This is a genomic window from Cohnella sp. SGD-V74 (assembly GCF_003001675.1).
In the GTDB taxonomy this organism is placed as follows: domain Bacteria; phylum Bacillota; class Bacilli; order Paenibacillales; family Paenibacillaceae; genus Cohnella.
This window is the reverse complement of record NZ_PVYW01000007.1, coordinates 30117-50624: the sequence shown is the minus strand read 5'-3', so window position 1 is coordinate 50624 and position 20508 is coordinate 30117. Positions and strand designations below refer to the sequence as shown.

Annotated in this window: 18 protein-coding genes; 2 read left to right on the top strand and 16 right to left on the bottom strand. The window is 56.9% G+C overall.

Going from position 1 to position 20508, the window contains the following annotated elements:
• Window positions 1–106 precede the first annotated feature (106 nt).
• The 8 genes from B0G52_RS12455 to B0G52_RS12420 form a co-directional block, all read right to left on the bottom strand.
• Complete coding sequence (locus B0G52_RS12455) at window positions 107–889, bottom strand: response regulator transcription factor (protein WP_094044660.1); 783 nt, start codon at window positions 887–889, stop codon at window positions 107–109.
• Window positions 882–2582: a sensor histidine kinase gene (locus B0G52_RS12450; RefSeq protein ID WP_094044658.1), complete on the bottom strand. Its 1701-nt coding sequence runs from the start codon at window positions 2580–2582 to the stop codon at window positions 882–884. The genes B0G52_RS12455 and B0G52_RS12450 overlap by 8 nt, the downstream gene beginning before the upstream one ends.
• Before the next feature lie 94 nt (window positions 2583–2676).
• Window positions 2677–4332: an ABC transporter permease gene (locus B0G52_RS12445; RefSeq protein ID WP_094044656.1), complete on the bottom strand. Its 1656-nt coding sequence runs from the start codon at window positions 4330–4332 to the stop codon at window positions 2677–2679.
• Window positions 4329–5441, bottom strand: a complete 1113-nt coding sequence (locus tag B0G52_RS12440; protein ID WP_094044654.1) for an ABC transporter ATP-binding protein — start codon at window positions 5439–5441, stop codon at window positions 4329–4331. Before B0G52_RS12440 ends, B0G52_RS12445 begins: the two co-directional genes overlap by 4 nt.
• Before the next feature lie 36 nt (window positions 5442–5477).
• Window positions 5478–6497: an ABC transporter substrate-binding protein gene (locus B0G52_RS12435; RefSeq protein ID WP_094044652.1), complete on the bottom strand. Its 1020-nt coding sequence runs from the start codon at window positions 6495–6497 to the stop codon at window positions 5478–5480.
• Window positions 6498–6843: 346 nt separating this feature from the next.
• Window positions 6844–7707 (bottom strand): hypothetical protein, encoded by an 864-nt coding sequence (locus tag B0G52_RS12430; protein WP_094044649.1) that lies wholly within the window; start codon window positions 7705–7707, stop codon window positions 6844–6846.
• A 197-nt stretch (window positions 7708–7904) separates the two neighbouring features.
• On the bottom strand, window positions 7905–8738 hold the full coding sequence (locus tag B0G52_RS12425; protein WP_158223683.1) for a helix-turn-helix domain-containing protein: 834 nt from the start codon (window positions 8736–8738) through the stop codon (window positions 7905–7907).
• A gap of 112 nt (window positions 8739–8850) precedes the next feature.
• Complete coding sequence (locus B0G52_RS12420) at window positions 8851–10071, bottom strand: CynX/NimT family MFS transporter (protein WP_233162626.1); 1221 nt, start codon at window positions 10069–10071, stop codon at window positions 8851–8853.
• Between the two features lie 340 nt (window positions 10072–10411).
• On the opposite strand from B0G52_RS12420, the gene B0G52_RS12415 reads away from it, so the two are divergent.
• Window positions 10412–11416, top strand: coding sequence for an ATP-binding cassette domain-containing protein (locus B0G52_RS12415; RefSeq protein WP_094044645.1), 1005 nt, complete (start codon window positions 10412–10414; stop codon window positions 11414–11416).
• Window positions 11397–12221: an ABC transporter permease gene (locus B0G52_RS12410; protein WP_094044643.1), complete on the top strand. Its 825-nt coding sequence runs from the start codon at window positions 11397–11399 to the stop codon at window positions 12219–12221. The genes B0G52_RS12415 and B0G52_RS12410 overlap by 20 nt, the downstream gene beginning before the upstream one ends.
• 90 nt (window positions 12222–12311) lie before the next feature.
• On the opposite strand, the gene B0G52_RS12405 is transcribed toward B0G52_RS12410, so the two are convergent.
• The 8 genes from B0G52_RS12405 to rpiA form a co-directional block, all read right to left on the bottom strand.
• Window positions 12312–12851 carry a cupin domain-containing protein gene (locus tag B0G52_RS12405; RefSeq protein WP_094044641.1) on the bottom strand — a complete coding sequence of 180 codons (540 nt, stop codon included), beginning with the start codon at window positions 12849–12851 and terminating at the stop codon, window positions 12312–12314.
• A 2-nt stretch (window positions 12852–12853) separates the two neighbouring features.
• Entirely contained in the window at window positions 12854–13792 is a 939-nt protein-coding gene (locus B0G52_RS12400) for a nucleoside hydrolase (RefSeq protein ID WP_094044639.1), read from the bottom strand.
• Window positions 13789–14670: a sugar phosphate isomerase/epimerase family protein gene (locus B0G52_RS12395; RefSeq protein ID WP_094044637.1), complete on the bottom strand. Its 882-nt coding sequence runs from the start codon at window positions 14668–14670 to the stop codon at window positions 13789–13791. Before B0G52_RS12395 ends, B0G52_RS12400 begins: the two co-directional genes overlap by 4 nt.
• Window positions 14598–16835, bottom strand: coding sequence for an alpha-amylase family protein (locus B0G52_RS12390; RefSeq protein ID WP_198960639.1), 2238 nt, complete (start codon window positions 16833–16835; stop codon window positions 14598–14600). The genes B0G52_RS12395 and B0G52_RS12390 overlap by 73 nt, the downstream gene beginning before the upstream one ends.
• Window positions 16836–16963: 128 nt before the next feature.
• Window positions 16964–17698 (bottom strand): phytanoyl-CoA dioxygenase family protein, encoded by a 735-nt coding sequence (locus B0G52_RS12385; RefSeq protein WP_094045075.1) that lies wholly within the window; start codon window positions 17696–17698, stop codon window positions 16964–16966.
• 19 nt (window positions 17699–17717) lie between these two features.
• The gene (locus tag B0G52_RS12380; protein WP_094044635.1) at window positions 17718–18794 is read right to left on the bottom strand and encodes a Gfo/Idh/MocA family protein; all 1077 of its coding nucleotides are present in this window, start codon (window positions 18792–18794) and stop codon (window positions 17718–17720) included.
• A gap of 47 nt (window positions 18795–18841) precedes the next feature.
• Window positions 18842–19792, bottom strand: a complete 951-nt coding sequence (locus B0G52_RS12375; protein ID WP_158223682.1) for an MDR/zinc-dependent alcohol dehydrogenase-like family protein — start codon at window positions 19790–19792, stop codon at window positions 18842–18844.
• A 13-nt stretch (window positions 19793–19805) separates the two neighbouring features.
• Window positions 19806–20501 carry a ribose-5-phosphate isomerase RpiA gene (gene rpiA / locus B0G52_RS12370; protein ID WP_094044631.1) on the bottom strand — a complete coding sequence of 232 codons (696 nt, stop codon included), beginning with the start codon at window positions 20499–20501 and terminating at the stop codon, window positions 19806–19808.
• Between the last annotated feature and the right edge of the window lie 7 nt (window positions 20502–20508).

The window sequence follows — 20508 nt, the reverse complement described above, 5'->3', positions numbered from 1 at the left end:
GGCCAGATCATTCCGTACATTCTTTACTATGAAGAAATCTAGCTATCTGTAAGCCAATTAGTCAGCCGTAGTTTTTTGGGCAGTCCTCAAGGCAATCACCAGAAATCTACCGCCCACAAAACTCCTGATACTGGCTAGGCGTGCAGTTGGCGTACTTCTTGAAGATGCTGATGAAGTATTTGTAGTCGCTGAAGCCGCAGTCCTGCGCGATCGTGTACACTTTGCCGTCGCCGGCTTTCAGCATTTCCATCGCTTTGTGGATGCGGTAGCGGTTCAGAAAGTCGTTAAACGTATAGCTCGTCTCCGCCTTGAACTTCTGGTTCAAATAAGAAGCGCTGATGCCGAGCAGGTTGACGAGATGGTGGATGCTGATTTTGCGGTGGTAGTTTTCCTGCACGTATTCGATCATTTTGGCGACGTGCTTGGACGTCTTCAGCTTGTCGTCCGGCAGCGCGACGGCGGGGAGCTCGTCCTCCGCTTCCTCGGAGCGGCTGGCGAGCTTCTCGTACTTCAGCATCAGCTCGACCTTGCTCTTGGCCGATTCGAGCGCCTTGATTAACTGCTCCTCCTCCAGCGGCTTCACGAGGAAATCGCTCACCCCTAGATGAAGGGCCTGCTTCGCCAGATGAAATTCGTTGTACCCGGAAATGATGATACTGCTGAACGTATGCAGCTTCTGCCCCTGCTCGATCATCGCGATCCCGTCCATAATCGGCATATTGATGTCGGTCAGCACGATGTCCGGGCGAAGCTCGCGGATTTTCTCCAACCCTTCCTCTCCGTTGCACGCCTCCCCGACGACGACGCAATCGATCTCCAGCCAATCGATGCTGTACTTGATGCCGTTGCGGATCATATCCTCGTCCTCCGCCAGCAGAACCTTATACATGCCCCTCGCCCTCCTCATAAGGAATGGTCAGCGTGACTTTCGTTCCGCTCCCCGGCTTGCTCGCGATCTGAATGCCGTACTCCTCCCCGTAGAGAAGCACGAGACGCCGATGCACGTTGTACAAGCCGATATGCTCCGTCGTATTTTCCGGGCTTGTCAGAATCCGGTTCACCTGCTCCAGCCGCTCCTTCGTCATCCCCTGTCCATCGTCGGCGACCTCCAACATCAGCTTACCGGCGGACGCGAACACGAAAATGTCGATATGCAGACTGCTCTGGTTGCGGTAGCCGTACTTGATGGAGTTTTCGATGACCGCCTGGAGAATCAGCTTGGGCACATACAGATTGCCGGCGTCCCCGGTCACCTCGATGTTGTATTTCAACCGCTCGTTAAACCGGATCTGCTGCAGCTTCAAGTAATCCCGCACATAGCCCAGATCGTCCTCCAGCCTCACGCTCCGCTCGTGCCCGACGCTGTACCTCAGCAACCGGGAGAGCAGCATGACGATCTCCTGCGCCTTGCCCGCGTCCGCCTTGATCGCATAACGCAAAGTTTCCAGCACGTTAAAAATAAAATGAGGATGAAACTGCGACTGAAGCTGCTTGATCTCGACCAGATTGCTGATACGGGACAGCTCCTGATTTTTGTCCATCAGCTCCCGCAAACGATCGAGCATATAGTTGTATTTCTCGCCCAGCGTCTGAAACTCGTCGCCCGTCCGGATGTCGACGTATTCGTTCAGGTTGCCCACCCTCAAGTGGCGGAAAGCCCGCACGAGCTTGTCGATCGACTCGGCGTTGCGGGACGACATTTTCTGCGCGAGAAAATGAATGACGATCCACAGCAGCAGGCTGGCGGCAACCACGAAGATCGACAGCGTGATCACGGTATCGCGTCCCGATTCCAGAGAATTGAGCGCATGCACCTTGATCGGCGTTCCGGGAATTTCGCGCGTGTGCATGCCGTATTCCCCGCCGTTCAGCAGCACCTTCCCGCTTCCTTCCGCACTGGGCTGGAACTTGTTCAGAATGCCCTTCGTGATGTTGCTCGTTGTGGCGACGATCGTGTTGTGCTCGGCGGTGACGACGGCCACTTCGTTATTGCGCAGGAAAATCAGCTTCTGCAAATCCGTCTCGAACAGCTGATACACCAGGTAGCCTATCGTTCGCCCTTCTTCCACAATGGCCTTGCCGAACGTATAGCTCGTGATCCGATCGTACGAATAGCGAAAACCGTTCGTCTCCGCGAGCAGCGCCTCGGGCTTGACCGAAATACGGTGCAGCAGATTTCCGAACGCCTGATCCGAGTTCAACGCGTCCGGAGGCGCGGAAGACGCCAGAAACACGCCGTCCATGCTCACGATATGGAAGACGCTCTTCACCTTCTGCCGGTTGTTGAACTCGTAAAACTCCGCGTACACCTTCTCGCTGCCCAGCTTCGTGCGCACGTAGTCGAGCACCGCCGGGGATTCTGCCATTCGCAACGTCTCCCGCTCATACTGCCGGTACACCTCTCCGATCGATTCGGCCATCGCCTGCGTCGCTTGGGCGGAGCGCTGCTCCACCGCCATTCTGCCGTTCACGATCGTAAAAGCGAAAAACAACGCGATCAGAATCCCGAACGGAATGAGCGTATACAGACGGAACAGCCGGCGGGTCGACTCCTGAAAATTGCGCTTTTTCTCTTGCCCCATGACGATTCCCCCATCCAGGCGCTCGCGCGAAAATGCCAAAACAAGTCGGCCCCGGAGTTCGCCCAAGTACCGACTTGCTTTTTGTGAAACTCAATTATAGCGTAAATTCCTTCTTCCCGGTCATTCGCAGGAAAAGGAGCAGCGAGGCGACCGTAATGGCGGTCAGAATCGAGGACAGCGCCGCCGCCACCCCGTAGTTGCCCCGCACGACCTCGGTATAGATCGCAACCGTCATTGTGCGCGTGCCTCCGGTGTAGAGGATGATCGACGTGCTGAGCTCCGTAATGATCGTCACCCAACTCAGGATCGCCCCCGACACGACGCCGGCGAGCATCATCGGCAGCGTGATCTTGAAGAACGTCTTCATCTGGGACGCGCCCAGACTGATCGCCGCCTCCTCGATGCCGCCGCTGATCTGGTGCAGAATCGCCGCGCTTGAGCGAATCGTGTACGGCAGCCTCCTAATGACGAACGCGATGACCATAATAGCCGCCGTGCCGCTCAGTATAAGAGGCTTGTCGTTAAACGTGACCAGCAGGGCGATGCCCAGAATCGAGCCGGGCACGATGTAAGGGAACATCGTGAACGTATCCAGCGTGTTCGTCAAGGCGTTACGTCTGCGAACCGTCACATAAGCGATCAGCACCGCCAGCAAAATGATAATGACAATCGCGGTAATCGCCAGCATGAACGTATTGGTAATGACGTCGCCGATGTTGTCGAACGCCTGCCGGTAGCTGTCCAGCGAGTAACCGGGGACGAAAATCCGTCCGGACGTCTTCTGGAACGAAGTATACATGACGTAGAGCTGCGGCATAAGGGCAAGCAGCGTGTACAGGTAGATCACGACATGGGCGGCGACGTTGCCGATCCCTTTTTTCTTCTTCGCCTCGATCGGGTTAAGCGCGCTCATCGTATACGATTTGCGGTTCGCCACGAACTTCTGCAGCAGGAAAACCGCGGTGGCGAACAGCACGACGATGACGCTGATTGCGGCGGCGAAACCGTCGTCTCCTCCAACCTCGCTGATGAATTCGGTGAAGATGAGGACGGGCACCGTCTTGTAGCCTTCACCGATCAGCATCGGCGTACCGAAGTCGGCCAGGGCGCGCATGAAGACGAGCAGACCGCCCGCCAACAGAGTCGGCGTAATGAGCGGCAGCAGCACCTTTCTCATTTTGGCGAAGCCTTTGTAGCCCATGCTTTCCGCCGCCTCCATCAGCGACTGGTCCACGTTCTTGAGCGCGCCGGAGACGTACATGAAGATCAGCGGCACCATCTGGAGCGTCAAGACGAGCAGAATGCCGGTAAATCCGTATATGTCAGGCATCGCAATCCCGAGCGTATCCTTGAAAAACCGGGTAATGACGCCGTTTCTCCCGAGCAGCAGAATCCAAGAGTAAGCGCCGATGAACGGAGCCGACATGGACGAGATCAGAATCAAGATTTGAATCGCGGAGCTTCCTTTGATTTTCACGGTGGACATAATATACGCCAGAGGCGTCGCAATCAGAGCGGCCAGCAGCGTGACGCAGACCGTTACCTTCATACTGTTCCACAAAGCGTTCAAATAATAAGGTTTGCTGAAAAATTTAGTGAAATAGGCCAGCGACAGTTCGCCCGTATTGCCGTCGTAGAAGCTCTTGAACAGCATTGTGAACAAGGGCAGAGCCAGGAACAGAATGTAGAAAATGAAAATGATCAGGGAGAGGTTGGTCCAGACGTCGAATCTTTTGCGCGCTTGGATCATGGGCGTCCGCTCCCCGTGTAGTTCGTTTCCCCGCGTGCGTCGTAAATGTTGATTTTATCCTTCTTCACTTTCAGATGAATGATCTGATTCGGCTCCAGCGGCCGAGCGGTCGTCGATTCCTGGGTAATCTCCACGCTCTGCCCCGAATCCAGCGAGACGAAGTAATGCGTCATCTGGCCGAGGAATACGCTGTGCACGATTTTCGCCCGGATGCCCGTTCCGTCCTCGCTGATGATGAACTCCTCCGGACGAATCGACACCTTCACCGCCAGCAGCGGCTTGTTCGCATCCTCCTCGGGAATGCTCAGGTGATCGACAGGCTCCTGATAGCCGCCTTCTCCGAAACGCAGCATACGCATACCCTGATTGCTCGTCAGCGCCGCTTCCAGCACGTTCGTGCGGCCGATGAACGTCGCGACGAACAGATTGGCCGGGCGTTGGTAGATTTCCTGCGGCGTGCCCAGATGCTGAATGACGCCGGACTTCATGACGGCGATCCGGTCGGAGACGGCCATCGCCTCCTCCTGGTCGTGGGTGACGTAGACGGTCGTGATGCCGACGTCCCTCTGCAGCTCCTTGATCGCGTTGCGCATGTCGACGCGAAGCTTGGCGTCCAGGTTGGACAGCGGCTCGTCCATCAGCAGCACATCCGGCCGAATGACGATCGCGCGGGCCAAGGCGACGCGCTGCTGCTGACCGCCGGACAGGTTCTTGGGCATCCGGTCCTTGTACTGCTCGATCTGGACAACCTTCAGGATGTCCTCGACCTTGGCGGCAATGTCCGGCTTGGCAAGCTTGCGATTCTGCAAACCGAACGCGATGTTGCCCGTGACCGACAGATGCGGGAAGATCGCGTAATTCTGAAACACCATGCCGATGTTCCGCTTGCCCGGCTCTACGTTGTTGATTGCTTTCTCGTTGAACTTGATCGTGCCGCCTTCGATGCTGTTGAAGCCCGCAATCATGCGCAGCAGCGTCGTTTTCCCGCAGCCCGAGGGACCGAGAAGGGTGAAAAATTCACCCTTCTTGATCTCCAGGGACAGCTCGGGAATGACGGTGGCGTCTCCATATTTTTTGACCAAATCCTGAATGGATATCGTCACGCTCATCTCGTTGTCACCTGCTTTTTATTCAGAATGGCGGCCTTATTGCAGGCTCGCGAACAAGTCGGTGTATTTCTCGACGATCTTCGATTTATTTTCGCTGACATACTTCGTGTCCTCGTCGATCATCTTGATGTCGCTGTACGGCGTCATGTAGTCGCCGAGCTGCGCGTCCTTGCGAAGCGGGCGGTTCGTAAGCTGGCTGCCGAACGCGTCCTGCGCTTCCTTCGACAGGATGAAGTCGATGAATTTCTTGGCGTTCTCCAGATGGGGAGCGCCCTTGATGATGCCCGAGCCGGCGTCGAGGAATACGGCGCCTTCCTTCGGATACACGACCTTGACCGGAGCGCCGTTGCGCACGTAGGTGCTGGCCGGATCTTCGTACGTCAAGCCGACGACGTATTCTCCGTCCGCGACGCTTTTGTGGACCGCGCCGGAGCCGCTGGCGATTTTGCCGTCCAGATTTTGGATCAGCTCGCCGACGTAGTTCCAGCCTGCTTCGCTCTCGTAATCGCCGCCAATCGCCTTCAGCATGTTCGTCAATTGGGCGAACGCGGAGCTGGAGCTGGCCGGGTCGGCCGAGGCGATCTTGCCCTTCAGCGCCGGGTTCAGCAGATCGGCGTAGCTGTCGATCTTAATGTCGCCGACCAGGTTCGTATTGACGAGCAGCACGCTTCCGTCCCCGATGTACGGAGTCGCGAAGCCGCTCGTATTGCGGTGGCCCTCCAGCAGAAACTCATCGTTGGGCGATACGTACGGCTCGTACAGATCTTTGTTGCTGAGGTAACCCGCCATCGAGCCTCCGAACATAACGTCCGCGTACGGGTTCGATTTTTCCGATTGAATGCGCTTTAAAATTTCCCCGGTTCCGGCGGTGACCAGCTCGACGGTAATTCCCGTCTGCTTCTCGAACATCGGGATGATCGTTTTGACGATCTCTTCGCTGTTCGGGCTGTAGACGACGAGCTTGTTTTCCTTCGAGGATTTCGAACCGCCGCCGCACGCGCTGAGCGCCGCCGCGAACATCGTGCATACGAGCAATAAGATAGAAAGCCTTCTCATTTTGTATTCACTCCAGTAGAGGATTTAGTTTTGAATGCCCTTTCATTGTATCGGGCTTATTCGATTTAAATAATCCTACGATTCGAGAACATCGTCTAAAATTCGCAACCGGATTGGTCGACTTTTCTATTTCTTGACCTAGAAACGAATTGGATACCTTGCTCATCGTATCGCACAGCAAAAAAGGAACCATTATTAAAGCCTCAGCTTTAATAATGGTTCCTAAATATCTTCCATATAAAAAAATAAACTCGCCCGGTCATATGCCTGCGAGGTTTAACAAGACAGGAACTACTCCCTCTTGTTAAGAAAATAATACTATACTAAAAATATAATTGCAACAGCTCTAATAAAAATCTTTTAGTTTTTGCGCATGGAGAATTTTGGGCTTAATAAACGGTAACGGGTCGATGATTCCGACATTTGGAACTGCGATGTTAATTTTATCTGTATCAATCTGCCACATGTCCCGAGCAGCAATTGTTGTGATTAAATCGATAATTTCATTCCCGGCATGCGTAACTACTTCGTGACCAATTTCATGCTTCCCAATAAAACGTATTTCATCAAAAAGCTTGATCGCTGTTTCCGCTTTGAAATGCCTGGTTCCGACCGTTAGAGTATGATGGTATGCGCGTTTTATATCGTCTCGCTCCTGCAGTCCAACGTCACCATCATAACGTAACTTAGTGATTTTAATATTATTGGAATTGTACGGAGCCTGATGAAGCCCCAATAAATATAACCCCATAAGGTCCAAATGTTCGCGGAACGCAATAAAGGGAGGGAAATAGATTTGATCCTTTACATTGTTTTGCCTGCATAAATGACTTGAATCATACTCCAGTCCCGTAAGTTGCACAATAAATGGAGCATCTCTTATGATGGCCAGAGAGTCGTTAAAAAACGCATATAGTTTAGCATAATCTATGCCTGTATCATTGCTAAACACACTTACCCAGTCTGGATCATGAGGACGTTGAGGAGGAGGATTTGGATTCAACAGATGCTTAATGTTCGTAAAATGAATGACTCTTCCTTTAGGAATGCCGTATGTATCGCGGTGACTTTTCCATTTCTGCTCAATGTGATCGACATAATCCGCTTTAAGCGCAGTCATACTTGCAATTGTATACTTTCGTATTGGGCCTTTATTTTCAACTTTAGATTCGTCCAGGTAGCTTATACAAATATTTTTTTCGTTATTCACTGTGATTCTCCCTGCAGCATGGATTATATTATTGAGCCATGGGCATAAATTAATACGGACGCAAAAGGCATTTTGCCCGGAATTGCGTCTGCCTCCTCATAGGCATTTTGCCGGATGAGGAGGTTTTTAATTTATTGAAGAGAATTAAGCTTCAAAATGGGTAATATTAAAAGAACCCATGCCTAGGAGTTCTTTCTTTATGTTAGTTCTAATTTATCGCTTATCTCGCTGCTCATTACAGACCTTGGATCATAATTCAGATAAAATCTCCATGTTTGTTTTGGCATGTAGATCCAGACCTTTAATCGATCATCGCCACACTTCAGAAATTTAATGTCTTGGATTTCATGGAACGAAATTGGCCATTTTTCGTTATTCCGCTCTAAGTGAAGTTTCAAGTAATGATATGGTTGAGAAAGTTTGTAATCCATCAGAATATAGTTGTCTTGCGTACCTTCTTTACCTACTCGTTCATTAGTAATACCAATCTCAACATTATGTCCAATCGAAGCATGAAGATAGCGATCTAAATAAATATAATAATCCGTCAATTCCGCTTCCTTTTGAATTTCCTCTTCTTCCTTTCGCCGTTCCGTTTCGATTCCAATGTAATATGAAGAAATAATTCGGTTAACAATGAAATGAACTCTGTCTTCTCTCATATCAGCATCTTCGAATAATTGATTATAGAGGCTTTTTCGAATTTTAATATTGCGATCCCTTTCGTTCCATAGACTCTTGAAATCTCCCACTATTCCCCGCAAAGCATCCAATGATTTTCCTCCTTCTTTTACATCTTGCTGGATAGGCACTGTTGGGACATCCGTAAGACCAAATAGATAATCTAAAGATACGCGATAGAAATCAGCAAGTCGGACTAGATCTTTCGACGATGGCTCTCGTGCTCCAGATTCCCAATTTGCATAAGTACTGTAGGGAACATTTATTAATTCAACTACATCGGTTTTCTTCAATTTCCGTTTTTCACGGCAAGTTTTCAAGCGTTCTGCAATGATCTCATTTCTTTCCATATCAACTCTCCCCACTTCCATATTATAACATAAAATATCCCGAAATGAAAAATAAATATTTCATAACGGGATATAATTTTTTAATCAGAAAAAACGAACTCCCACCCAACGCTTAATCCGCGTAACGATCGCGCCCCGCTCCGAAGCCCGCGACCGCCATGACGACGGAAGAGCCAATCATCGCGAGAATGGGGCCCGTCCACGAAGAAGAAGCGTCGTGCAGCATGCCCAGGCAGATTGGCCCCAGCGCGGCGAGCGCGTAGCCGACCGATTGGGCCATGCCCGACAGGGCCGCCGCTTGCGTCGCGCTCCTCGCCCGCACCGCGATGAACATGAGCGCCAAGCTGATGCTCATCCCCTGCCCTACGCCGATCAACACGACCGATGCGGTCAGCGCCGCGGAATGGCCGGAGAGCAAGCCCGCATACCCGGCCAGACTGATCAATGCCCCCAGGGCGGCTACGAGCTTCTGGTCCTTGAGCTTCTCCGCGATCATCGGAATCAGAAAATTAAACGGAATCCCGGAAAGCTGCATCAAGCTGAGCATGAACCCGGCATTCTCGGGGGACCATCCCTTGCTCAGCAGAATGTCCGGCAACCAGGCCACGCAGACGTAAAAGTTGAACGACTGAAACCCCATAAAGAGCGTGATCTGCCAGGCCAGTCCGGACTTCCAGACGTTCGATCCCCGGCCGGCGCGCGACTCCGCGGAGACTCCCGCGGCCGCAGCGGCCCCCGAAGAGCGGGAACGAATCGCTTGAGGCAGCCAGATGAGCAGACCCGCGGCGGACATCGCGGCCCATACGAGCAGCGCGTTGCGCCAGCCCCAGCCCGCCCCCTCCGCGAGCGGCACGCTGACACTGGCCGCGAACGCCGCGAACAGCGTCATCGTCATGCTGTACAGTCCGGTCATCAGACCGACCCGGTTGGCGAAGTTTTTCTTGACGATGCTCGGAAGGAGCACGTTGCTTACCGCGATCGCGACGCCCACCCCAGCCGTGCCTATGAACAGCATCGGCACGGAGTCGACGACGCGGGAGGCGATGCCGACTGTCATCAGCAGCAGGCTTGCCGCAAGCGTCCGCTCGGTGCCGAACCTTCTCGCAATAGCCGGAGTAACGGGAGACAACAGCGCAAAGCCGATTAACGGAATCGTGGTCATCCAGCCCATTGCCCCGTTGGACAAGCCCGTCTCATCCCGAATAAAGCCGATCAGCGGTCCGACGGAAGAGATCGCCGCCCTCATATTCGCTCCTGCCAGTATAATTCCGAGCAAAATCCATAGCCGTCCGGTCATTCCGGACGAGCGTTCGATCGATAGTTCCGTACCCATTTGTCCCGTTCTCCTTGCCGGTTCTTTAAGACGATCCTTTCATCATAACATGGATTCACAGAACGAAAAAATCCGCTGCCGAGTGGAGGAACGCAATGTCCCGCAATCTGCGTCGCCCGCCTCCGGCGCGTCCCGAACGCCGTCTATGGCGGCACTCATCGGCGCAGCTCCCGGCGCGCCATTCGTCGTGAAATAAAAATTCGAAGGCGCAAGAAGAAAATACCATTCCCATGGTTATACTGTATAATAATAGAGACATTTGAGAGAGTCCCGCATACGCATAACCGCTTAACCGCATAATCGCTGACGAACGACAATGGAGATGGAGGGATCGCGAAGCATGGGCTTGAATTCTCATCCGGAATACGCCATCGAGGCCGACGGTCTGGTCAAAAAATTCGGAGATCAGCGCGTCGTCGACGGCATCGCGCTGCGGGTGCCAAGAGGTTCGATCTACGGCTTTCTGGGTCCGAACGGCGCGGGCAAAACAACGACGATTCGCATGCTGGCTACGCTGCTTCAACCGGACGAAGGCTCCGCGAAGGTAATGGGCTACGATTTGGCCAAGGAGACGGATCAAGTACGGCAGCGCATCAGTCTTACGGGACAGTTCGCCTCGGTTGACGAGGATCTGTCCGGCCGGGAAAACCTCATTCTGATCGCCCGGCTCGTCGGGTTCTCCAGAGCGGACGCGAAGGCGCGGGCAGACGAACTGCTGAAGGCGTTCCATCTGGAAGAGGCGGCGCAGCGGCAAGTGAAGAAATACTCGGGAGGCATGCGGCGGCGGATCGATATCGCGGCCAGCATCGTGGCGGCGCCCGACCTGCTGTTCCTCGACGAACCGACGACGGGGCTCGACCCGCGAAGCCGCAACCAGGTATGGGACATCATTCGCGCGCTCGTTCGCAACGGAACGACCGTATTCCTGACGACGCAGTACCTGGAGGAAGCGGATCAGCTCGCCGATCGGATCGCCGTCATCGATCACGGAAGATTAATCGCCGAAGGAACAAGCTCGGAGCTGAAAGCTCTCGTAGGCGCGGGCAGGCTGACGGTTCACTTCCAAGCGGCGGAAGATCTCGAACGGGCGGCAGTCATCCTTGGCTCGCTGACGCAAGAGACGTTCGAGAAGGATGAGCGGGCGCTGAAGCTGATCGTTCCGATCGCGGATCACAGCGCCGCAGCCGCGACGATCAGCCGGTTCGTGACGGAGGACTTGCGGATCGCGGATTTCTCGATGGGCCAGCCCAGCCTGGATGAGGTGTTCTTGACGTTGACAGGCAAGAAACCGGACTCGCCGGAGTCGGAAGGGGAGGAATCGGAAGATGTACATCAAGCAGGATAACGCAACCGATCTGCAGCGCGCTTTAACGTTGTCGCAGCGTCCAGGCCGCCCCGGGGCGATCGGCGCCTCCTTGACGTTCGGGTGGCGGGCGCTGCTGAAAATCAAATACGTTCCCGAGCAACTGTTCGACGTAACGGCTTTCCCGATTATGTTCCTGCTCATGTTCACCTATTTGTTCGGAGGCGCGATTTCCGGCTCCACCGGAGAGTATCTCGATTTCGTGCTGCCGGGCATTCTCGTCATGACCGTCTCGATGATCACGATGTACACGGGCATCGATCTGAACAAGGATATTCAGAAAGGCATATTCGACCGGTTTCGCACGCTGCCCTTCTGGCGCCCTGCGGCTCTTGTCGGGGCTCTGCTGGTTGACGCAGTCCGCTATTTGCTCGCTTCGACCATCATGATCGGGCTTGGCTACATCCTCGGCTTCAGGCCGGCCGAAGGCTTCGGAGGCCTGGTGCTCGGCGTTCTCGTGCTGCTGCTGTTCGCCTTCAGCCTGTCCTGGGTATGGACGTTTCTCAGTCTCATCGTGCGTTCCGAAAAAGCGCTGATGGGCATCAGCATGATGGTGCTGTTCCCGCTTACGTTCCTGAGCAGCGTCTTCGTCGATACTTCGACGATGCCCGGCTGGCTGCAGAGCCTGGTCGACGTCAATCCGGTCACGCTGGTCGTGGACGCGGTGCGCGGTCTGGCGCACGGCGGCTTGGAGAGCGGGCTGCTGCCTATCGTCTTCCTCCTCTCCGCGGCTTTCGTCGTCGTATTCGCTCCGTTGACGATGTACTTTTATAACAATAAGAAATAGTACGGCAATAGACGGCAGAAGGCCATCCCCAAGTCAATTCAGAATGACTTGGGGATGGCCTTCTCGCCGTCTTATCGACGCCCGTAACTCTCAATCTGCCAGACGCCGAATGCGCGGGTCGGTGAAAATGTCGGATTCGTCGCGGCTCGTGCTGGAAAACTCCGATACGATCGCGCCCTCGTCCCCGGCCTGAAACCAATGGAGCGTATCGGGCGGAATCGTGTACTGCTCGCCGGGATTCAACTCGATTTCGTGAAAAACGGTGTAGTAAGCTTCGCTTCCCGCAGGCGGCCGGGCTTGCGGTTCGGAGGTCGCCGGACCCTCCACGTACAGCCAGACGCGGCCCGTCCGGCAGCGGAACGTCTCCTGCTTGCCGGGATTGTCCGGTCCAAGCGGCGGGTGCCGATGCTCGGGGCAGGTTTGCCGGGGCAACAGTACCAGATCCTTGGCGCAGTAACGGTCCGTATTGACGTACGTAATCAGCTGAAGACCGCTGACCGCCAGCTCGCCCAGTCCCATGTCGGCGACTTCCACGTTCGCCTTCTCTTCCTCCGTCAGCACGATGCCTGCCTGCTCCAGCATGCTTATCGTGCGAAGCCGAGCCTCTTCGAGCCCGATGTGCGTCGTCATCCCTACTCCTCCTTGCATAGTCGGTCAAACAGCAAGTTCAGAAACCTGTCCGCCTCGACATCGAGGCAAACCTCCACCGGACTTCGAGGGTCGGACACTGCAACCGTCTGCCCCGTGCCTTCCCGGTGGTCGTAATCGATCCGCACATTCATCCGCCTCGTCGTCGCGAGCGTACCGTCGATCGCCAGCGCCATGGCCATCGGATCGTGCATCGGGGTCGAGTCCTCTCCGATCCGCACTAGCCATCGCTCCATGACGTCGGCCAGCGCCGCGTTAACCGGCTTGCCGGAGGCGATCAGCCTGCGGCAGTGCTCGCGCGTAATTCGCGCCTTGCTCGTCACATCCAGACCGACCATTACGATCGGCGCTCCCGAGCCGAACACGACGGACGCCGCTTCCGGGTCGCACTTGATGTTATGCTCGACGGGATACAGCTCCGCCCCGTTGTCCCCGAGACGGGTGACGCCGCCCATCAAAATGATTTGCTTCACCCTGTCTATAATACGGGGTTCGACGATGATGGCGGCGGCGATGTTCGTCAGCGGTCCGATGCAGACGAGCGTGATCTCGCCGGGCGAGGCCATGATCGAGCCGACGATGAAGGAGACGGCGCTGCCGGCATCCGCGGGCTGCGGGCCGCCGTCCAGCGCGTCCCCTTCTCCCTCCTCGTCCTGCGTATCCGCATCGCTCGTCCAGCTGACGTTCCGGTTTCGCAACAGCGTCTCCGACAGTCCGTTATAGATGGGAACCGGAGGGGCTCCCGCCAATTCGAACAAGCGAGCGACCCGTCTGGCGTGATAATCGACGTCCGAATAGACGGTCGTGATCCCCTCGATGGCCAGCTCCGGGGAAGCCAGGGTGAGCGCGATCGCCGTCGCGTCGTCGGGATCTCCGCCGATGTCGGTATCGATAATAATTCGCCTCTTAATTTCGTCCTTCATCCTGCGTGCTCCTCCTTTTTCCCCGAATCTGTCGCCTCGGCTATCGCTTCTTCGGCCAAGCGAACGAATCGGCGGGCCATCCAGGCGTTGAGCTCCCACAGATCGGCGACGGGCTGCTTCGTATAAGGCAGCGTCGGCATATATCCGGGCGGTCCGAATTCCGGCGTGAATGTCATCGTCGTCTCTCCTCGGGCAAAGTGCGCATTTACGATCCGTTTCCACCAGTCCTCGTGCGCGGCCAGCTCCTGCGCATACTCTGGAGCGCGGGGATCCGAAACCTGCGGCCCTTCGCGATGGCCGACGCGCCCGTGAATGTGAATCGCGCGGGCGCAAGCCGCCGACATGGCCGCTCCTTGATCCTCCAGCAGCGATTCGGTCACGCAGCACCAGTGGCTGAAATCCGCCGTCAACCTAAGCCGCTCCTCCGCAGCGAGCAGTTCCGCCGTGTGCCAAGGCGTATAGAGCGCCCGTCCTCTGTGCGTTTCATGAGCGACGGGGATACCGATGCGGGCTTCCGCGGCGAGAGCCCGTTCGAAGTACGCCAGACGCTCCTCCCGGCCGTGGCTGTCCTTGCCGCTCTGCGAGACGATCAGCCCGGGCCCGAAGGAGGCCGCCCGCTCAAGCTGCCGCTCGAACGAGCCGGCGTGGTCGGGTCCCTCCGTCAGCACCTGAGCGATCAGCTTCAGACCGTGCTCCTTCAGCAATTGCCGGAACAGCGGTTCCTGTTCCGCGACGGGCAGCGGGCATTCCACGCCTTGATAGCCCGCTGCCGCGATTCTCTCGAACACGCGTCCGGCATCGCTCCCTAATCGGATTGACAGCGGCGACCCTTCGAATCCGACGAATGCCCACAGCGACATGTACAATTGGATTTGCATGCTCCCGTTCCTTCGCCCCTTTCGGTCAGACACTCTACCAGCACGTACAGCGGCATCGACGGAATCGTCACCGTCAGATAACCGTCTTCGTTCCGGCATTCGGCGTCAAGCTCCCGCCCGTCCAGCGTATGAAGCGCCAATCCTTCGATCGGACGATCTGCGCGCATGCGGAAAGTGACGCTCTCGATCGGGATCACGCGATCCTGCTCGCGGTGGAATTGATAATTGACGAGATGCACCGCCGTGCGCCCGTCGGCCAGCCGGTGAGGGTGCAGCCCGATATCGGGACGGCCCTCCACTTCGATCTGGAACTTGCGGTCCGGCAGCACGTCGCGGATGGAACCGACAAAGCCCAGCAGCTTCTCCTCCTTGCCGCAATGAACCGTGCCCGGATGCGCCAGAATTATCCGCGCAAGCTCCGGATCGCCCATCTCGTCCGCCAGCCGCCCGTAGACGACAACCCGGCCGCCCCCGTCCAGGAAGCCCAGCACGACCGCAAGCTGCTCGGACGTCATCTTCTCGTTGTCGGGAAGCACGAGGCATTTGTACTTGCTCAGACTCTCCAGATTAAACGTATCCTGGAACAGCTCGCCGTCCGAAGAGATCAACACGTCGAACGGCACGTGCTGCTTGCTCATCTCCTTGATGATGTCCCAGAACGGCATCACGACGCCCTTGTTCACCGTGGACGACAGCATCGTCGCCTGCCCCGGGTCGTTCTCCACCGCGTCGTTCTCGCGATAGTAGTAGCTCGGGTAGCTGTAGTTGACGACAATCTCCGCGCCCGATACGTCGGAGATCAGATGCTCGTTGCGCTTGAGGAACTTCTGCACGGCCATCGTCGGCTCCTTGGGCGCATAGAACGCGTCGCGGATCGTGTTGCCCATCCAGCCCCCGTATGGAACGGACAGATTGCAGCCGTAGGTCGCCGCCTCCAGCAGCATCAGCTGGAACTGTTCGGCCATTCGGCCCGCGCGCAGATTCTCCAGCAACTCGGGCACGATGCCGCCGTACGGATTTTCCACGACGGTCATCGGCTTGCCGTTGGCGAACCCGTTGGCGTAGCGATACCAGTAAGCTTGCCGGTACAGCGTATTGCGCATTTCCGTGGCGATGATGTCCACTTCCGGCTGCAGCGGCATGTATTGGTGCATGACGTGGAAGAAGTTGCCCGACACGAGCACGTCCCGCCCCTTGGAGCGGCCGTATTCGCGCACGTAGTCCGTCAGTTCTTTGAAGTAGCCCGTCATGATTTTCATTTGAAATTGGAAATATTGCGTGAAGAAGGGCGTCTCGGACGCCTTGCCCGGGAATTCGGCGCCGCAGGCCTTCAAGTAATCGCCGTAATGGAACGACTCCAGGTCCATCTCCTGCAAAGCCGCGGGCAGATCGCCCTTGCGCTGCCGGTCCGTCAGATAGACGTTAAACTGCTTCATGCAATCCTTGCAGAAACATCCTCCGTACCCGATCGCCGTAATCGGCAGCTCGCATTCGTCCAGATGCACGCCGTGTACGCCGGCGTCGATCTGGATCTCGATGATCTTCTTCAGATAAGCCCGCCATACCGGATTGTTGCGGCACATCTGGTAGCATTGCTGCTCATGCCCGACCACTTCCACCCAGGCGGCGTGGACGGCCGTTCCGTCCATTTTGCGGGCGGCGCATTCCTCCCACAGATCCGTCACTTGCTCCCCGTCGCTGTTGACCAGCCCGTCAGGGAAGTAATCGCGGAACGTCTTGGGAAACAGCTTCGGATACTTGTCCTGGCTGAACTCCCGAAGGCCGTACGTCACCTTCTGCCCTTCTCCGCGCATAATGTTCAGCCCAAGCAGTTTCGTCTCGTCCTCGCTGATCTCGGCCGGGAACTCCCAGCCCTGCACCTCGAACACGACGCCGAACACCTTGATGCCGTGCTTGTCGCATTCGCGGATGAATTCGCGGTCGTTCATATACCCGTACATCCGCAGACGGGACGGCACTTCGCCGTATGCTTCCTCCTCCAGGTACGGAAGCGACACGACGCCGCCCCCGAGAGCCGACCAGACGAGCAGCGTCGCCTCGTAGTCGACCAGATCCTCCACCATCTGTGTCCTGCGCATCGGCAGGCTCGGATGATAGCAATGCTCATCCCGATACCAGCCGTCAAAGTAAATTCCCCGTTCCATCCCGTTCACCTCTCGCATCTGCTTTTCCTTTGTGAGACACAAGCAACAACTTCTTCGGCGTCCTCTGGACTGAATCGTGAACAAGGGGCACGGTCGCCCGATGCCCCTTGCGCATGGCTTGCCGCCGATTAGATCTTCACGTAGCTGTTGCCGGCCAGATCGACGCCGCGAGCCAATATGATTTCCCAGTTCTCGTTCTTCTCCGGAATGACCTTCGTATCCGTGGAGATGAACCGCATCGTGTAGCCGCAGCGGCGATACGGACTCGTGTTGGCCGCGGCGCCGTGGATGATGCGGGAGTCGTGCAGCGAGCATTCGCCCGGCTCCAGCTCGAAGTAGACCGCCTTCGATTCGTCGATGTCCTTGATCTGCGCATGGAACGTGTTGACGGACATATCGACGTTCTCGTACTGCGAGAAGCCGTTGTGATGAGTTCCCGGGATGACGCGCATGCAGCCGTTGTCCTTGAAGCTGCGGTCGATCGCCAGCCATACGGTCACGATCTTGTCGTACTTGTCGAAGCGGCCGTTCCAGTACGCGGAGTCCTCGTGCCATGGCGTGGCACGGCCCACGTAAGGGTCCTTGCAGATGAAGTGGCTCGACCAGAGCATGATGTTCGGCCCGATGATCGGCTCGACCAGGTCGAGCACCTCGTCCGCGAGCAGAAACTCCAGCAGCCGCTTGTCGCGGAAGTGGGGTGTATCCAATTCGTCGGACAGCTTGTCGCCCTTCTCCGCCAGATGATCCTCGAAAATTCCCCGCAGCCGGTCCATCTTTTCCTTGGAGAATACCGGCTTCTTGTACAGCGTATATCCTTGTTCCTGGTAGGCGTCGACTTCGGTTTTCGTCAGCAATTGCGTCATGTCCGTTTCCTCCATTCGTTTATTCCTCTCGAACCAGCGCTTCGGCGATCATTCTGAAAATCTCCAGGTCGTTCTTGTAATCCTCCGGGGTCGTCTTCGGAACGATTCCTTGCGTTGCCACGTCGTAAAAATGTTCCAGCTCCACCGTATACGGGTCTTTGAGCGTCGGGCGGTTCGCAGTCTCGACGTACGCCTCTCCGATCGTTTCCTTGACGTTCAGCGTCGTCGGCAGGTGGCGGATATACGGCGTATTGTACTGGATCGTCATCGACTTGGAGCGGCCGAACACTTCGATCGAAGCGTCGAACCGCCGCTGATCGTCCACGCCCGTCTCGAACGTCGCATAGTAGCCGTCGAACTCCAGGATCGCGGCAATATAGCCGCCTCCGTTCCATTGCTTCGCCGACACGACCCGCTTCGGCATGCCCAGCAGCTCGCGCATCGCGGACAAGTCGTGGCTGTTCAAGCCGCACAGCAAACCGTAGGCGTTGTAGACGTCCTTCGGAACGTCTCCGATCGCTTCCTTGATCATCGCCTCGCGTCTTGCCCAACGGTCGGCCGACGCCTCCTGCGGAATGTCGGAGAACCGGTAGACGTTGCTGGACTGCTCGATGATCAGCCGATTCTGCCCGATAATGTCGCGGACTTTGGCGTACTGAATCGGTCCGAGCGTCTTCAGCTCCTCCAGCGCCTCCGTGAACGCCGGAGCGAAGCGGCGCATATACCCGACCATCACCTGCACGCCGGCTTCGTCCCGCGCCCGGATCATCGCGTCGGCGTCAGTCTGGTTCAGCGTCATCGGCTTCTCGATCAGCACATGCTTCTTGTTGCGCAGCGCATGGATTGCGCACTCCGCGTGGTATTCGTCGCTGTTCAGCACGAACACGGCGTCGAGATCGGCTTGCTCGCACAACTGCTTCGCGTCCGTGTACAGGTTCGTCACCCGGTACTTCTCGCCCAACACGGCGAGCAGCTGCTGCGAGATGTCGCACAAGGCGGCGATCTCGTAGCGGTCCGCCAAATTTTCCAATATCGGCAGATGGGTAATCTGCGCCACTTCGCCCAGGCCGATCAGCCCGACTTTCAATTTTCTCACAGGAAAACACTCCTTCTGTATGCGATGCGTGATGCCGTAACGAACGATCAGAATACGATGACGGCCTTCGTGAAACCCGGTGGCTTGCTCTTCGCGTCCCGGAACGCCTCGTCGATCCGCTCCAGCGGGTACTCGTGCGTCAGCAGCGGCGCGATCTCGAGCCGTCCGGCTTCCAGCAGCTTCATTCCCGCCCGGATGCCGGACAGATAAGCTTCGGGCTCTCTCTCATGGGCGTTGACGACGTCGAGCCCTTTCCAATTCCAAATCTGCATGTCGATCGAGCGCGGCCCGCCCTGATGGTAGCCGACGACGACCAGCTTCCCGCGAATGCGCACGACCTGCGTCGCGGCATCCAGCCCGGCTTGAAGGCCGGTGCATTCGATGGCGACGTCGGCCCCCGCTCCGCCGGTCAGCTCCCGCACGCGCTCCGCCACGTCCTCGCGTCCGGCCAGGATCGTCTCGTCCGCGCCCAGACGGCGCGCCAGCGCCAGAGATTCCTCGCGGGCGTCGACGGCAATCACCTTGGCGGCGCCTCTCAGCCTCGCGCCTTGCAGCACCAAAGCCCCCATAAAGCCGGCCCCGATCAGCACGACCGTATCGCCCAGGCCGATTCCCGAGCGGGCGGCCGCGTTCATCGCGCAGCCGATCGGCTCGCCGAGCGCGGCGCGCAGCGGAATCCCGTCGGCTACCCGGATCGCCCAGCTCTCCGGCACGACGACGTACTCCGCGTAGCCGCCTCTCTCGGCGAATACGGTTACTCTGTCGCCGGTCTGCCAACGTTCGACTCCAGCCCCCGTCTCCTCGACGATGCCGCTGATCTCGTGACCGAAGTACAGCGGCGTCTCCGTCGAGAAGGCCGGGTTGGCCCACAGACCCAGTTCCGAGGAGCACACTCCGCACGCCGCCACCCGGACCCGGATTTCTCCCGGCCCCGGCGCAGGCTTCTCTGCCTCGAACACCTGAATTCGTTCGAATCCCGTCAATGCGGCAGCCTTCATCTCATCATCTCGCTTACGTCCATATTTCGATTCCGCTTTCGCCGCCCACGACGACTTCATCGGCTAGGCCGAAGAACAAGCCGGTATCTACCACACCTGTAATTTCTTTAATACGACGATGCGTCTCCGCTGGGTCGTATAAAAGTCCGAAGCTGCAATCGGCCACGTAATTGCCGTTATCGGTAACGAAAGGAAGCTCTCCCCCTCCGTCGCTCCGGCTCCTCCGCGCTGTCTCGCAGCCCAGACCGCGCAGCCTCTCCAGCGTCCACTCCCAGCCGAACGGCACGATCTCGACGGGAACGGGGATACTGCCGAGCCTTTCGACCCGTTTGCCGCCCCGAATGACGATAATCCGCCGCACAGCCCCTTCCGCGATCAGCTTCTCTCGGAAGAAGGAGCCTCCGCCGCCCTTGATCATCGCCTTGTCCGGATCGATCTCCTTCGCGCCGTCCAAGTACAAGTCAAGATTCCGGCACTCGGAGAAATCCGTCAACGGAATGCCCCATTCGCGCGCCAGCCGTTCCGTCTTCAGCGAGGTGGGAATCCCCTTCATCCGCAGGCCGGCCCCGACGCGTTCGGCCAGCTTGCGCAGCGTCCAATAGATCGTCGTGCCGCTTCCGAGACCGACCGTCATGCCGTCTTCGACATAACCCGCGGCATATTCGCCCGCGGCCCGGTCCGCTTCGGCCCAGTCGACCGGAAGATCCATCAGCCGA